The following is a 13,785-nucleotide window of genomic DNA, read 5'->3' as shown; positions in this document are numbered from 1 at the left end:
GCGATCAGGCCGGCACGCGCCAGAGACCGTTGTCCGCATCCATCGTGTGGGGCGGCACGTTCCCGGTGATGATCCGGCCCGTTCCCCACTGATCGGTCGTATCCGGGCCCATGACGTAGGTCGTCGGGACCCAGGTCTCCTCGTCCACCTCTTCCAGATCGGAGGTGTATTCCACCGCGTTGCCGTTGGGGGTCGAGTAGTAGGAGAAGGTGTTCTGACCCGCGACGTGGCGACCCGGACCCCAGTTCAGCTTGACGCCTTCCTTGGTCATCCGCGCCAGACCACGCATCAGGTCGTCGACCGTGTTCACGTCGAAGGCGACGTGGTTCAGCGCCGGCTTGCCGGGCATGATGGCCAGACGGTGGTGCGCCGGGTTGCAGCGCAGGAACACCATGAACTCGCCCATCCAGTCGGATACCTTGAAGCCCAGAACGTCCTCGTAGAATTTGGACAGGCCTTTGTGGTTCGGCGAATGCAGCACGATGTGGCTCAGACCGGTCGGGATGGCCTCGCCGGGGTTCAGCGTGCGGGCCGTGCGCTTGTTGGTGTCGGAGATAACCTCGATGGCGCGACCGTCGGGATCGAAGAACCGGGCCGCGTAACCGCCGGCGGGTCCGGCGGCTGGGCCGGGTTCCTGGATCGACTTGGCGCCGGCCGCCAGGGCCTGGGCGTACAGGGCGTCGACGTCTGCTTTGGACGCAGCCGAGAACCCGATCAGATCGGTCTTCTTCTCGTCGTCTTGGCGCAGGCGGATCACGAACGGCAGCTCCGAGCCCTCGGCGGCGAAATAGACCTTGCCGTCGTCCTCGGCGACCTCGGTCAGGCCCCAGGTTTCGCCGTAGAATTTACGCTCGGCCGCCAGATCGGGCACGGCGTGGGCGACGTAGTGGAGGTCGGTTACTCGGGCGTTCATGATGGTCTGTCCCAGGCTGATTGCTTGTCGTGTTTCGTGAATTTCGTGAGGGGCCCGCATCGCGGACGGTATGCGCCATCCCTTCGGCGTTGCGCCGCAGGACGATGACGAAGACGATGCCTTCTCCCTTGAGTACGGCTCTTCAGGGCCGGTATTCCTACAATAAGGAATAAAACGCGCGAAGGCAATCGGGGTCACTTCCTGGGACGTATATTTATGGTCTTTACGGCGTCGGTTGCGCGCGAACCGGTCTTGTCGTGAGCCGGTTTATTCCGTACCAAAGGAATAATCGCTCGATAAGACGCGAAGGGGAGTTGGCCGGGATGGTGATGTGATGCAGGAGTTGTTCGACCTCTCGGGGAAGGTCGCTGTGGTGACCGGGTCCACCCGTGGCCTGGGCTATGCGATCGCAGAGGCGATGGTCGCTCACGGAGCCACGGTCGTGGTTTCGAGCGAGAACGTCGCCGATACCGCCGCCGCCGCCGCCGCCCTTGGCGCAACCGGGATCCCCTGCGATGTTGGCGACGACGCCGCGATCGCCCGCCTCGTGACCCAGACAACCCGACAATTCGGCGGTATCGATATTCTCGTGTCGAACGCCGGGATCACAGGTGGCCCCGCCGCAGGGCCGCTGGATATGACCAGCTTTGACCGGGTGATCGCAATCAACCTGCGCTCGATGGTGCTGCTGACCAAACATGCCCTTCCCGTCATGGAAGGACGTCCGGGGGCCTCGGTGACCTTGATGGCCAGCCTCTCGGGGTTGCGTGGCAACGCCCGAATCGAGGCCTATGCCATGGCCAAGGCCGGCGTCATGCAACTGGCCCGCAACCTCGCTGTGCAGTGGGGGCCAAAGGGCGTGCGGACCAATGCGATCGCGCCTGGCCTGATCGACACGGTCCTGGCCGACCATTTCAAGGCGGACAAGGCGGTGTTTGAGCGCCGCATGCAGATGACCCCGCTTCGTCGTATGGGGCTTCCCGCCGAGATCGCCGGCGCCGCTGTGTTTCTCGCATCCCCGGCTGGTGGGTTCGTCAATGGCCACACCCTGGTCGTTGACGGGGGCACTGTGATCACCGACGGAAGCTGATCGGCCGATGCAGTCCATTCGCCGCATCGTCACCGGTCATGACGCGAACGGCCGGGCCGTGGTCGTCTCCGATGCGTTGCTCGAAGGTCGAACCAACCCGGCTGGAACCGTGGGGTTCACCCAGCTGTGGACCACCTCGGGCCACCCGATCGACAACGACGATCCCATGGATGGAGGCGATCGCTCTTCGGGTCTGACAGTCGCGGGAGGCTCGTCCCTGCGGATCGTCGAACTGGCCCCCGCCGCGCGTACGCCGATGCACCGGACCAGCAGCCTCGACTACGGCATCGTGCTTTCCGGCGTCGTCGACCTGACCGACGATGTATCCGTCACGCGGGTCGAACAAGGCGACATCGTCGTTAAGCGAGGCACGATGCATGGCTGGAGCAATCCCAGCGCCGACACACCCGCGCGGATCGCCTTCGTCCTTCTGGATGCGATCCCGGCGACCGTCGACGGCGTGCGTCTGCTCGAAATCCTGCCGGGCGCCGCGCCGGCTTCCAACCAGACCTGATCACGGAGTTCATCATGTCCGACCACATCCGTTGCATTGTCACCGGCCATGACGCTCAGGGACGGGCCGTCGTCACCGATGACTCGAACCTCGATCTACGGATGAACCCGAGCGGGGTCTCCAGCGCCGCCGTCGTGTGGACGACCGCGGGCTCACCCGTCGATCTGGACACGGCTGAGCATGGCCGTGAGCGGGCGGCCCAGCTGACCCTGCCGGGCGGATCGGTGCTGCGCATCATCGAGATGATGCCGGGCGGATGCTCGCCGATGCATCGGACCAGCAGCCTGGACTACGGCATCGTCCTGACCGGCCAGGTCGAACTGATCCTGGACGACGGCGCGATCACCACGATGAGTGCCGGCGATATCGCCATTCAGCGCGGCACCATTCACGCCTGGCGCAACAGCACGGATACGGTCGCGCGGGTCGCCTTTGTCCTGCTGGACGCCAGGCCGGCGACCGTAGACGGCCAGCCGTTGCCGGACGTGCACGTGCAGGAAGGCCGCAAGCCCGATTTCCGCTAATCGGCCGTCCCGCCGCCATTGACCAGCAAGCTGGTTCCGGTGATCGAGGCCGAGGCGTCAGAAGCCAGGAACAGGATCACGCCCGGCAGGGTGTCGACCTCGATCTCGGTCCGGGTCAGCCGGCAATCGTCGAGGTTCCGGCCGTCGAACTTGATCGATAAATCCCGGACGGCGGCGTGGCCGCGCTATCGACGGCGGCGAGTGCTGTCATGATTTTGAGGTGGTGTCAGAAGCCGTCGATGACGGTGGAGACGTGCTCGACGCGCGGGGGCGAGGCGAAGTGGGGGCCGACGAGGGCGCGCCAGCCCTGAAAGGCCTCGCTCTCCCGGAAATGAACCATGTGGTCCTCGACCGTGTCCCATCCGACCGTCAGGCGAAAGCGTTGCGGATGCTCGATCGAGCGGGTCAGGACGAAGCTGTGGCTGCCGCGCGAGCCCTTGAACAGGGGGGCAGCCCTGAGCACCGCGGCCTCGAAGTCGGTCTCGTGGCCTTCCAGGACTTCGATTTCTGCGATTTCGTGGATCACCCCTGCACGACCTTCTGATCGATGACGCCGAACAGCGGCGTGCCGTCTGGCAGGGTCGTCTCCATGCGGACGCGGTCGCCGAACCTCATCCACCGGGTGTGGGCCTTACCTTCGTCGAGGGTCTCGATGCCCCGGCGCTCGGCGATGCAGGAGGATCCGACCTCGCGGAAGTTCTCGTTGGATACCGTGCCGCCGCCGATGACGGTTCCGGCGCACAGCGAGCGGCTCCTGGCCGCGTGGGCGACATGTTCGGGGAAGGACCAAGCCATGTGATAGCCTTGAGCGGCGCCGAACCGCTCGCCGTTCCAGTCGACGATCAGCGGCAGGTCGACCCGGCCGTCACGCCAGAACTCGCCCAGTTCGTCCGGCGTGATCGCGACGGGCCCCACGCTGCAAGGCGGCTTGGCCTGGACCCAGCCGAAGCCGATCTTCGATTCGCGCATGGCGAAGCCACGCAGGGACCAGTCGTTGATCATGACGACCAGCCTGATGTGTTTCGCCGCATCCTCGACAGAGACTCCCATCGGCACGTCATCGACGATGATGCCGAACTCACCCTCGAAATCGATGTTGTGCTCTTCGCTGGGAGTCGGGAAGTCGTCGGTCCCGGAATAGAAGGTGTGCGAAAGACCCTGATACATCAGGGGGCCGTCGTTGGGCGGCGCGGCGCGGCCGGAGACGGCCCGCAGCAGGGCTCCGTGGCTCTCGTAGGCCGATCCGTCCAGCCATTGCCAGGCGCGGGGCAGGGGAGCGAGCGCCTCGGCCTCGACGAACTCGAATGCGCCGGACGCCGACCCGTTTTCAAGGCGCTCGGCCAGAGCTCTCAGCGGCGTTTCGACCTCGCTCCAGCGTTCAATCGCATCTTGCAGGGTCGATGCGATGGTCTCAGCCGACGCGGCGAGCGTGTGATTCCGTGACACGACCACGAGACGGCCGTCCCGGCTGCCATTGGGAAGGGTTGCGAGCTTCATAGGTCTCCTCACGTCGCCTTGGAAAGGATGCGCACTGACCGCAAACTAGGGACCGGGTTTTCCGGTGTCTAGGAATAACAAGGTCAACAGGACCCTTGGCAAGAATCTGAAGAGACGTCTGATCATTCAACGCTCTCGGTTTTCATGTCGCCATGGACGTGGGGCTTTACAGCCAATGGCATGAGAGCACAGCGGGCTTCTTCAGTCACATACGGGACCGGCGGCGCTTCGGGGATTCCGAAAATATCTGCGGGCGACGCGCTATCGATCAGATCACTGATTACCGACGAGTTTGGTTGCCGCCCCCGTGAATTCCTGTTAGCAGGATATAAGTGTCCTCATCGTGAGGATCAAAGGGCCGCAGAGCTCTGCACGGACAGTCCGTGCAAAAGGGGAGGTAAGAAATGAGCTACAGAACTTTGCTTGCGTTGACGTCGGCGCTCGTTGCTGTGACCGCTGCGCTGCCTGCGCACGCTCAACAGGCAACCACGCCCGATCGGGACTCGACGCAGCTCGATGAAGTCGTCGTCACGGCCCAGCGCCGCTCGGAGAGCGCGCAGCGCGCCGCGATCTCGGTGGATGCGGTTACGCCGCAGGAGCTCGAGAACGTCGGCACCAATCCGGGCGATCTGACCCGCGCGGTGCCGTCAGTCCAGTTCAACCAGGTCTCCGGCCCCTATCCTCAGACGAGCATCCGCGGCGTCGGCAACAACCCGCTGAATCCCTACACTGATGCGACTGTCGGATTTAACTACGACGGCGTGCCGATCACTCGCACCACCGCGGTGGCGGGTCTCTATTACGACCTCCAGCGCGTCGAGGTCCTGAAGGGCCCGCAGGGCACCTTCTACGGCCGAAACCAAACGGGCGGCGCGGTCAATATCATTCCACGGTCGCCGGTCATCGGTCAGCTGGGCGGCAATCTGCTGGTCGAAAGGGGCAACTATGATCTTCTGCGCGCCAACGGTGCGCTGAATGTGCCGCTGGGCGAGCGGGCCGCAGTTCGGGCTGCTTTCAGCTCGGTCAGCCGCGAAGGCTTCTACCAGTCGGGGCTGGGCGATGATGTCGGCGAGTCGGGGCGTCTGACCCTGCGCGTTGAGCCGTCCGAAGACCTGACGCTGCAGATCGGCGCCGACGTTCACCATCAGGGCGGCAAGGGTGGCGGTTCGACCCTGCTGAACTCGACCTTCAGCGCCGCCGGCGGTCCGCCGCCGTTCCGCCGCTATGTCACCGACGGCCAGCCGCTGAACGGCGAGACCTGGATCGACATCAACGATCGTTGCGATGGCGTGGATCGCAGCCCGACCTCGACCGGCAGTCTGGACTGGGACGACTGGTGGTACACCACGGGCGCCAGCCCTTGCCGCGTCGACGGTAGCCGGGACGACACCTTCGCGGGCATCACCGGCCTGATCGAATGGAATGTCGCCGGGGGGACCCTGACTGTCATTCCCGCCCGTCGGACGACAAATCTGCTGTCTCAGGCCGTTGGAACGACCAATCTGCGGACGGATGAAGAGAGCGAATCGAAGACGGTTGAAGCCCGTTTCGCTTCGGACGATTCGCAGCGGTTCTCCTACATCGTCGGCGCCTTCTATCTGGACGAGACGGTCGACAGCCTGTTCCAGATTCAGCCGAGCTATCCGAACAACCTTCCTACCGCGACCAACCAGGTGATCGGCTCGACGACCGAAAGCTGGGCGGCGTTCGCGTCGGGGCGGTTGAACATCACGGATTCGCTGCGTCTGACCGCCGGCGTCCGCTACACCAACGATGACAAGACCTTCGCCGGCACCAGCACCGCCGGCGCCGCCTCCGTGGCGGTGAACGCCTCGGATTCCTGGAGCGAGGTCACCTACAACGCCGGCATCGAGTATGATCTGGCCGAAGACTCGCTGCTCTATCTGAGCTACGCGCGCGGGTACAAGGCGGGTGGCTTCTTCTTCGCGACGCCGCTCGCCGGGTTCGGCAGCACCGCGCCCGCCGCGCCGACGACCGTCACCGGAAACACCTACGATCCGGAATTCGTGAATGCGATCACTCTCGGCTCCAAGAACTACTTCCTGGATCGTCGCTTGCTGCTGAACTTTGAGGTCTTCCAGTACGAGTTCGAAGACCAACAGGTCTCGCAGTTCGGCGTGGACGACTGGACGCCTCCGTTCGGCGTCGGCGGCTACAACAACACCGTCTTCCTGACGGTGAACCAAGGCTCGGTCGACATCTTCGGCCAGGAATTGGAAACCCGCTTCCTGCTCAGCGAGAACACCCTGCTGACATTGAACGTCCAGCATCTCGACACCGAGATTTCGGGAACCATCACGTCCGGCGGCTTGAACACCGCAGGGTACCCGACCCTGAACGCAGCCGACTGGACCGGCGCCGCCGGCATCCAGCAGACCATCCCGTTGTCCAACGGAGCCGAGATCGTGGCCGACCTGCGCGGTCAGTATCGCGGCAATGTCTGGATCGGCAGCACCGACTACCTGCCGTACATGGAGGCCGAGCCTGTCGTGACGGCGGACTTCTCTCTCACCTACGACAGCGGCCAGATCTGGCGTCTGACGGGCTACGTCAACAACTTCACCGACGAGTCCGTGCCGGTCTTCTACGCCGGCACCGGCGAGGCGCGGGGTTCGGCCGCAGGGCCGCCTTCCAGCCCGTTTACGGCCTCCTACCGTGCGCCCCGGACCTACGGCGTGCGGCTTGGCTTGAACTTCTGATCCATGGATACCGGCGGCGTGCCGCCGCCGGCGCCAGGCTCTTCGGTGGAGGGTCTGGCGTTATCCATGCCGGTCGATACGACATGCTATTCCAGCGAGCGACACAGTAGCGGCCCTCTCTGCCTGACGGTGAAGGAACCCATGACCACGACGGAACCAGACATGATGCGGCGCGGCGGTGCGATAGCGGTCTACGGACTGGCGCTGCTGTTCCTCGCCAATGTGTTCAACTACGCCGACCGCGCCCTTCTGGGGATCGTGGCCAAGTCGGTCATGGAAGACCTGCTGCTCACGGATACGCAGTACAGTCTGATCTCGGGCCTCGCCTTTTCCATCTTCAATCTGGTCGCCGGTATCGCGATCGCCCGCTGGGTGGACCGGGGGGATCGCAAGATGATCCTCGTGCTCGGTGTCCTGATGTGGACCGGCGCGACGGCGGCAACCGGCTTCGTTCATGACTTCAACACGCTCGCGATCACCCGCGTGCTGGTCGGCGTGGGCGAGGCGACGGTCTTCCCGGTCGCCATGTCGCTGCTTGCCGACTTCTTCCCGGGGCCGAAACTTCAGCGGTCGGTCGGGATCTTCCAGTCCAGCACCGGCGTGGGCATCGTAGCCGGCTCCATTCTGGCGGGCGTTCTGACGGCCGCTCTGGGGGGGTGGCGGATGATGTTCATCGCGATGGGACTCGCCGGGCTGGTGCTCGTCGTGCTCATCGCCCTTACGATGCCCTCGACCAAACGAGCGCCCGCGCCTGCAACGACCGGGGATCTGGCGCTCCCCAGGATCGATGGACTGTTCCTGTCGATCCGCAAGATCGTTTCGGTTCCCGGGCTGGCGATGCTCGCTCTGGGCTACAGTTTTTCGCACATCATTCTGGCGACCCTGCCGACCTGGGCCCCGACCTTCCTCCAGCGATCCTATGACGTGCCGGAGAGCGTCGTGGGGGCTCTCGTCGGCCCTCCCGCAGTGGCTGGAGGCGTTCTCGGCGCCATTCTGTCGGGCATGCTGGCCACGAGGCTGGTTCAGAAAAGCGGGAACCGTCTGTCCGGGCTCACAGTGCCGATCCTGGCCTTGCCTCTCGCCGTACCCGCATTCGCCATGTTCCTGTTCGCCCCGTCGATACCGGTCATGGTAATCAGCATTCTCGTGCTGAACTTCATGATCGCCAGTACGCACGGTCCTTGTATCGCGATCGCCGTGTCGCTGGTTCCGGCCTCGCAACGGGGACTTACGTCAACCCTGGTGCTGACCGCGATGGCCCTCATCGCCGGCACCCTGGCCCCGCTGTTTGTTGGCGTGCTCAGCGACACGCTTGCACCAACCTACGCGGAGCAATCCCTGCGCTATGCGCTCCTCGCCCTGATCCTGGCGCCTCTGATCGGTTCGGTGCTGATCTGGCTCGCCCGCAAGCAGGCCGATGCTGTGACGCCGCCCAAGGCCGGGGAGCCCGAGGCCGCAGAGGCGGTCACGCCAGTGGGTGTCTGACGGCCACCCAAGGCGTCAAACGGGAGTTCTGGACCGGCGAAGCGACACCTAAAGTGTCGCCTCGCCGAAACCATGATGAAGACCCCGCCACTTGCGGCTTGACGCTGGTCTGGTCCCAGCAGGCGGGACTGGCGACTTGAAAGCAGACCTTCAACAGGGCGCCGGGTCTGATCAGACGGCGCCGATCCAGCGGCGTTCCTCGAGCAGGGCGAGAATACGCTGGGCCGCCGTCCTGGGAGACAGTCGCAGGGTATCGACGACCAGATCCGGACTGCGCGGCGGTTCGTACCCACTGTCCACGCCGGTGAGGTCGACGATCTGACCGGCGTCCGACCGGGCGTACAGGCCCTTGGGATCTCGCGCCCTGCAGGCGTCGATGGGCGCATCGACAAACACTTCCAGGAAGGCGCCGGCCGGCAGCCGCTCCCGCGCCGCCTGCCGTGCGGTTTCGTTGGGCGAGATGAATGCGCAGATGCTGATGACGCCGCCTTCCGCGAACAGACGGGCGACCTCGGCGGCGCGTCGGACATTCTCCGCGCGATCCTCCGGGGAGAAGCCGAGGTCGCGGTTGAGGCCGTGACGCAGGTTGTCGCCGTCCAGCAAAATCGTGCGCACCCCACGGGCGTGAAGCTCGCGCTCCAGGACTGCGGCGATGGTCGATTTGCCGGACCCCGAGAGCCCGGTCATCCAGATCGCCCCACCCTCGTGCCCGTTCAGCGCCGAGCGCTCGCGGCGGGAAACGGCCTCGGCCGTCGGATAGATGTTGCGCGCCTGGTCCAGCGGCTTCTCCGCCACTCCGGCGGCGACGACCGCGCCGGTCTCGCGGTCGATCAGGGTGAAACTGCCCAAGGCGGGATTGTCCGCGAAAGAGTCGAACGGGATGGACGAAGACAGGCTGACAGCGGCGCGGGCGATGTCGTTCGGCGCCAGGGTCGCGGCTTCGCCCACCTCTGCGTCGACGAGGGCGACCTTGGCGGACGCGGTCCTCGACCCGATCCGGATCCGCAATGCCCGGCCTGCCGAAAAGGGCGTGTCGTCCATCCAGAGCAGACTGGCCGAGAACCGCTCGACGCTCTGTGGCCGGGCGAACGGCGGGGCGAGAACGTCGCCCCGCGCAATATCGACGTCGTCCTTGAGAACGATTGTGACGGCGTCGCCGGCCTCCGCTGAGGTTAGATCGCCGTCCCAGGTCACGATGCGCGATACGGTCGCCGTTCGTCCCGAGGGGCTGACGGCGATCTGGTCCCCGGCTCGGATACGGCCCGAGGCGACCGTGCCGGCGTAGCCGCGAAAGCTCTGGTCCCTGCGATTGACGTACTGGACGACGAACCGGAAGGGGCGCGCCAGGCGGCCGTCTTCAACGGGAAGGCCTTCCAGCGCCTCGATCAGGGTCGGCCCCGCATACCAGCTCAGGGTCGGGCTGCGCTCGACGATATTCTCGCCGTGACGGGCGCTGATGGGGACGGCAGTCACCGACCGGAACGACAGACCGGCGGCGAAGGCGGCGTAGGCCTTTTCGATGTCATGGAAGACCGCGGGGTTGTGATCGACCAGATCGATCTTGTTCACCGCCAAGATCACATGCCGGATGCCGAACAGGGAGACGATGCGGCTGTGACGCTCGGTCTGGGCCGTGATGCCGCGTGTCGCGTCGACGAGGATGACCGCCGCGTCGGCGCCGGACGCGCCGGTGGCCATGTTGCGCGTGTACTGCTCGTGACCCGGCGTGTCGGCGACGATGAAATTGCGCCGTGCCGTCGAGAAATAGCGGTGGGCGACGTCGATGGTGATGCCTTGCTCGCGTTCGGCCTCAAGGCCGTCGAGCAGCAGGGCGAAGTCCAGACCGTCGCCCGTCGTGCCGTAACGCCGGCTGTCGCGTTCGAGTGTGGCCAGCTGATCGTCGGCGATCTGGCCGGTTTCGTGGAGCAGCCGACCGATCAGGGTGGATTTGCCGTCGTCGACGGAGCCGCAGGTCAGGAAGCGCAGGTGATCGCGAAGGGGACGATCCGGCGCGGCGCGGAAACGGGTCAAGGCCTCGCCGTCCATCAGAAATACCCCTCGCGCTTCTTGCGCTCCATCGAAGCGGTTTCGTCGGCGTCGATCAGACGCCCCTGGCGTTCCGAGCTTCGACTCGCCCGAAGTTCCGCGATCACGTCGTCGATGTCTTCGGCATCGGATTCAACGGCCGCAGACAGGGGGTAGCAGCCGAGGGATCGGAACCTGACGTGCCGGGTCTCGAGCACCTCGCCTGAGGCCAATTCGAGCCGGTCGTCGTCGCGGACGATCCAGGCGCCAGCTCGCGCCACCACCGGGCGCGGCGCCGAGAAATAGAGGGGAACGACCGGGATGCCCTGCTGGCGGGTGTATTCCCAGACGTCGAGTTCGGTCCAGTTGGAGAGGGGGAAGACCCGCAGGGATTCCCCGGGCATCAGACTGGAGTTCCAGAGGGTCCAGAGCTCCGGCTTCTGCCGACGAGGATCCCAGGTGTGGCCCGGTCCTCGAACCGAGAATATCCGTTCCTTGGCGCGGCTCTTTTCCTCATCGCGCCGGGCGCCGCCGAGGGCGACGTCGAAGCCGTGCAGGTCGAGCGCCTGTTTGAGGGCGTCCGTCTTCATCACCTGGGTGTGCACGGAAGAGCCCGAGGCCAGCGGCGAGATACCGCGCCGGACGCCGTCTTCGTTGATGTGGACGATCAGGCGAACGCCATAGGTGTCGGCGACGGTGTCGCGATGGCGGATCATGTCCCGGAACTTCCAGGTCGTGTCGACGTGCAGCAACGGGAAGGGAGGTGGGGCCGGGTAGAAGGCCTTCGCAGCAAGGTGCAGCAGGACACCGGAGTCCTTGCCGATGGAATAGAGCATGACCGGATTGCGGGCCGTCGCCGCCACCTCGCGAAAGATCTCGATCGCCTCCGCCTCGAGCCGGCGAAGGTGAGGGGATAGCGGTCCGCGCGCCCTCAGGGGCGCCGGAGGCGTATCGGACAGGCGAGCGAGCGGCGCGGTCAGTGTCATCGGATCCTCGGAGATGGGCCATTCAAGCGCTCGCCGACATCCGGGGTCGAACGATATGAACTGGAGCGGCCGAGTAGTTTTTCTGCGATCAGCCGACGAATGCGCGTTCGAGAACGAACTGGGCCGGAGCCGCGTTCGAGCCTTCGGTCAGACCGGCGCTTTCGAGCCGGGCGGCGACGTCGCGGATCATGGGGGTCGAGCCGCAGAGCATGGCGCGGTCCACGGAAGGGTCGAAGCCCCTGCCGAGGCCCAGATCTGCGAAGAACGCGCCGCTGTCGATCCGATCGGTGATCCGGCCGGTCCGGACGAAGGGCTCGCGCGTGACCGTCGGATAATAGACCAGCCGGCCGCGGGCGAGGTCGCCGACGAGCGGATCGTCGTAAATGTTCTGGATAAGAAATTGGCGATATGCGAGGTCCCCGGCTTCCCGAACCGTGTGGGTGACGATCACCTCGTCGAACCGCTCCCAGGTTTCGGGATCGCGCAGTACGGCGAGCCAGGGCGCCAGTCCGGTGCCGCTGGCGATGAGATACAGACGGGCGCCGCCGGTCAGGGCGTCCAGCACCAGAGTCCCAGTGGACTTCTTGCCGAGCAGTACCCGGTCGCCGGCTTCGAGAAGGCCCAGACGGGAAGTCAGGGGGCCGTCCGGCACCTGGATCGAGAAGAATTCCAGTTCTTCCGCCCAGGCCGGGCTTGCGATCGAATAGGCGCGCACCGTCGGCTTTCCGCCCGGCTGTTCGGCGGGCAAGCCGATCATGACGAACTCGCCCGAGCGGAAGCGAAAGCTTTCCGGCCTCTCGATCGCGAAACTGAACAGTCGATCGGTCCAGCGCCTCGTCCAGAGGATGGGCTGTTCGTGCCAGACCGCGGACGCGACGGGCTTTTCGAGAACGGCGACGTCGGTCATGCGGAGCCTCATTCGTGAGGTCCGCCTGTTAGGAGGCGGTCGCGCCTGGCCGCGAACGACTTCTTCTAAACGTCCCGGGCAGAAAATCTGCCGTGGCCCTGAGACGCCCTAGAGCTGGTCCAGGCCGCTGTCGTGGAAGGCGGCCTGCTTCTTCAGCCATCCCGTGAAGGCCTGAGCGCTCGGCGACAGGGGGCGGGTCTTCGGGTGGACGACGTGATAGGCGAAACCGACGACTTCCCCGCCGTCGTGGAAGGGGGCGATCAGCCGTCCGGCCGCCAGGTCCGCCTGGGCCAATGTTCGCTTCGCCAGGGCCACCCCGCGACCCGCGACCGCCGCCTCGATCAGCATGGCCGACTGGTTGAAGCGCGAGCCTCGACGCGCGTCTCCATGTTTCACGCCACGCGCCATCAGCCACATCGGCCAGTCGGGTCGGCTGGCATCTCCGTCGCTGGACATGTCGTGCAGCAGGACATGCCCGCTCAGGTCCGCGGGAACGCGGATCGGGTTCGGACCCTGCATCAGAGCCGGAGCGCAGACCGGCAGGACGGATTCAATCAGCAGCCTGTCCGAGACGTGACCGGCATAGTCGCCCGCGCCGTAGCGGATCGCCAGGTCCGTCGTGCCGTGATCGAAGGCGACCGGCTCCATGTCCGCCGACACCCAGACCTCGATCTCCGGGTGCGCCTGATGGAAGTCGTCCATCCGGGGCATCAGCCATTTGGACGCGAACGACGGTGCGACGCTGATCGAGACCTGACGCCGGCGCGGAGGTTCGCGCATCAGGGTCGAGGCGTCCCTCAACCGGTCCAGCCCCTCAGCCACCAGCGGCGCGGCCGATCGCCCTAGATCGGTGAGTTGCAGGCCCTTGGTCTCGCGCTTGAACAGCGGCGCCCGAATGGTTTCTTCCAACTGGCGGATCTGCTGGCTGACAGCGCCCGGGGTGACGGCGAGTTCGTCCGCCGCCCGTGAGAAACTCAGATGGCGTGAGGCGCTCTCGAACGCGCGAAGGGCGTTCAGCGGGAGGAGGGTGCGAGACATCGTTGATAGAAATCCTATCAGCCGCCCAAAGACAATATCGTTTGTTGGCGAATAGCCCCGCTCGTAGGCGTCGGTTCGAAAGCCCG

12 protein-coding genes are annotated in these 13,785 nt (G+C 65.4%); 5 read left to right on the top strand and 7 right to left on the bottom strand.

Features of this window, described 5'->3' with window-relative positions; all coding sequences use genetic code 11:
* Positions 1 to 4 precede the first annotated feature (4 nt).
* A complete protein-coding gene (locus tag ACQY68_RS12575) occupies positions 5 to 913 on the bottom strand; it encodes a VOC family protein (protein ID WP_428149769.1) in 909 nt (302 codons plus the stop codon).
* A 334-nt stretch (positions 914 to 1,247) separates the two neighbouring features.
* Between ACQY68_RS12575 and ACQY68_RS12570 the strand changes: the two genes are divergently transcribed.
* From ACQY68_RS12570 to ACQY68_RS12560, 3 genes are read left to right on the top strand one after another with little or no spacing between them, the layout of a single operon-like run.
* Entirely contained in the window at positions 1,248 to 2,003 is a 756-nt protein-coding gene (locus ACQY68_RS12570) for an SDR family NAD(P)-dependent oxidoreductase (RefSeq protein WP_428149768.1), read from the top strand.
* Positions 2,004 to 2,010: 7 nt separating this feature from the next.
* Positions 2,011 to 2,517 carry a cupin domain-containing protein gene (locus ACQY68_RS12565; RefSeq protein ID WP_428149767.1) on the top strand — a complete coding sequence of 169 codons (507 nt, stop codon included), beginning with the start codon at positions 2,011 to 2,013 and terminating at the stop codon, positions 2,515 to 2,517.
* 14 nt (positions 2,518 to 2,531) lie between these two features.
* On the top strand, positions 2,532 to 3,041 hold the full coding sequence (locus tag ACQY68_RS12560) for a cupin domain-containing protein (protein WP_428149766.1): 510 nt from the start codon (positions 2,532 to 2,534) through the stop codon (positions 3,039 to 3,041).
* A gap of 226 nt (positions 3,042 to 3,267) precedes the next feature.
* Here the strand turns inward: ACQY68_RS12560 and ACQY68_RS12555 are convergent, their stop codons facing one another.
* On the bottom strand, positions 3,268 to 3,567 hold the full coding sequence (locus ACQY68_RS12555; protein ID WP_428149765.1) for a putative quinol monooxygenase: 300 nt from the start codon (positions 3,565 to 3,567) through the stop codon (positions 3,268 to 3,270).
* Positions 3,564 to 4,538 carry a fumarylacetoacetate hydrolase family protein gene (locus ACQY68_RS12550; protein WP_428149764.1) on the bottom strand — a complete coding sequence of 325 codons (975 nt, stop codon included), beginning with the start codon at positions 4,536 to 4,538 and terminating at the stop codon, positions 3,564 to 3,566. The genes ACQY68_RS12555 and ACQY68_RS12550 overlap by 4 nt, the downstream gene beginning before the upstream one ends.
* Positions 4,539 to 4,942: 404 nt before the next feature.
* Between ACQY68_RS12550 and ACQY68_RS12545 the strand changes: the two genes are divergently transcribed.
* Both ACQY68_RS12545 and ACQY68_RS12540 read left to right on the top strand, forming a co-directional pair.
* Positions 4,943 to 7,258, top strand: a complete 2,316-nt coding sequence (locus tag ACQY68_RS12545; protein WP_428149763.1) for a TonB-dependent receptor — start codon at positions 4,943 to 4,945, stop codon at positions 7,256 to 7,258.
* A 3-nt stretch (positions 7,259 to 7,261) separates the two neighbouring features.
* Entirely contained in the window at positions 7,262 to 8,743 is a 1,482-nt protein-coding gene (locus ACQY68_RS12540; protein WP_428149762.1) for a spinster family MFS transporter, read from the top strand.
* Between the two features lie 171 nt (positions 8,744 to 8,914).
* Here the strand turns inward: ACQY68_RS12540 and cysC are convergent, their stop codons facing one another.
* The 4 genes from cysC to gcvA form a co-directional block, all read right to left on the bottom strand.
* A complete protein-coding gene (cysC, locus tag ACQY68_RS12535) occupies positions 8,915 to 10,774 on the bottom strand; it encodes an adenylyl-sulfate kinase (RefSeq protein ID WP_428149761.1) in 1,860 nt (619 codons plus the stop codon).
* A 14-nt stretch (positions 10,775 to 10,788) separates the two neighbouring features.
* Positions 10,789 to 11,754, bottom strand: coding sequence for a sulfate adenylyltransferase subunit CysD (gene cysD / locus ACQY68_RS12530; RefSeq protein WP_428149760.1), 966 nt, complete (start codon positions 11,752 to 11,754; stop codon positions 10,789 to 10,791).
* An 88-nt stretch (positions 11,755 to 11,842) separates the two neighbouring features.
* Positions 11,843 to 12,661 carry a ferredoxin--NADP reductase gene (locus tag ACQY68_RS12525; protein WP_428149759.1) on the bottom strand — a complete coding sequence of 273 codons (819 nt, stop codon included), beginning with the start codon at positions 12,659 to 12,661 and terminating at the stop codon, positions 11,843 to 11,845.
* A 108-nt stretch (positions 12,662 to 12,769) separates the two neighbouring features.
* A complete protein-coding gene (gene gcvA / locus ACQY68_RS12520; protein WP_428149758.1) occupies positions 12,770 to 13,699 on the bottom strand; it encodes a transcriptional regulator GcvA in 930 nt (309 codons plus the stop codon).
* Positions 13,700 to 13,785 lie beyond the last annotated feature (86 nt).

The sequence above is a fragment of the Brevundimonas sp. genome (genome assembly GCF_965278935.1).
Lineage (GTDB): Bacteria > Pseudomonadota > Alphaproteobacteria > Caulobacterales > Caulobacteraceae > Brevundimonas.
The sequence above is the reverse complement of the archived record's forward strand: the minus strand, read 5'-3'. Positions and strand labels throughout refer to the sequence as shown.

What these genes read in the sequence shown, in the direction of transcription:
- gcvA (WP_428149758.1), bottom strand. Translation starts at nt 13,699, where the DNA reads ATGTCTCGCACCCTCCTCCCGCTGAACGCCCTTCGCGCGTTCGAGAGC.
- ACQY68_RS12550 (WP_428149764.1), bottom strand. Translation starts at nt 4,538, where the DNA reads ATGAAGCTCGCAACCCTTCCCAATGGCAGCCGGGACGGCCGTCTCGTG.
- ACQY68_RS12560 (WP_428149766.1), top strand. Translation starts at nt 2,532, where the DNA reads ATGTCCGACCACATCCGTTGCATTGTCACCGGCCATGACGCTCAGGGA.
- cysD (WP_428149760.1), bottom strand. Translation starts at nt 11,754, where the DNA reads ATGACACTGACCGCGCCGCTCGCTCGCCTGTCCGATACGCCTCCGGCG.
- ACQY68_RS12575 (WP_428149769.1), bottom strand. Translation starts at nt 913, where the DNA reads ATGAACGCCCGAGTAACCGACCTCCACTACGTCGCCCACGCCGTGCCC.
- ACQY68_RS12540 (WP_428149762.1), top strand. Translation starts at nt 7,262, where the DNA reads ATGGATACCGGCGGCGTGCCGCCGCCGGCGCCAGGCTCTTCGGTGGAG.
- ACQY68_RS12570 (WP_428149768.1), top strand. Translation starts at nt 1,248, where the DNA reads ATGCAGGAGTTGTTCGACCTCTCGGGGAAGGTCGCTGTGGTGACCGGG.
- ACQY68_RS12525 (WP_428149759.1), bottom strand. Translation starts at nt 12,661, where the DNA reads ATGACCGACGTCGCCGTTCTCGAAAAGCCCGTCGCGTCCGCGGTCTGG.
- ACQY68_RS12545 (WP_428149763.1), top strand. Translation starts at nt 4,943, where the DNA reads ATGAGCTACAGAACTTTGCTTGCGTTGACGTCGGCGCTCGTTGCTGTG.
- ACQY68_RS12565 (WP_428149767.1), top strand. Translation starts at nt 2,011, where the DNA reads ATGCAGTCCATTCGCCGCATCGTCACCGGTCATGACGCGAACGGCCGG.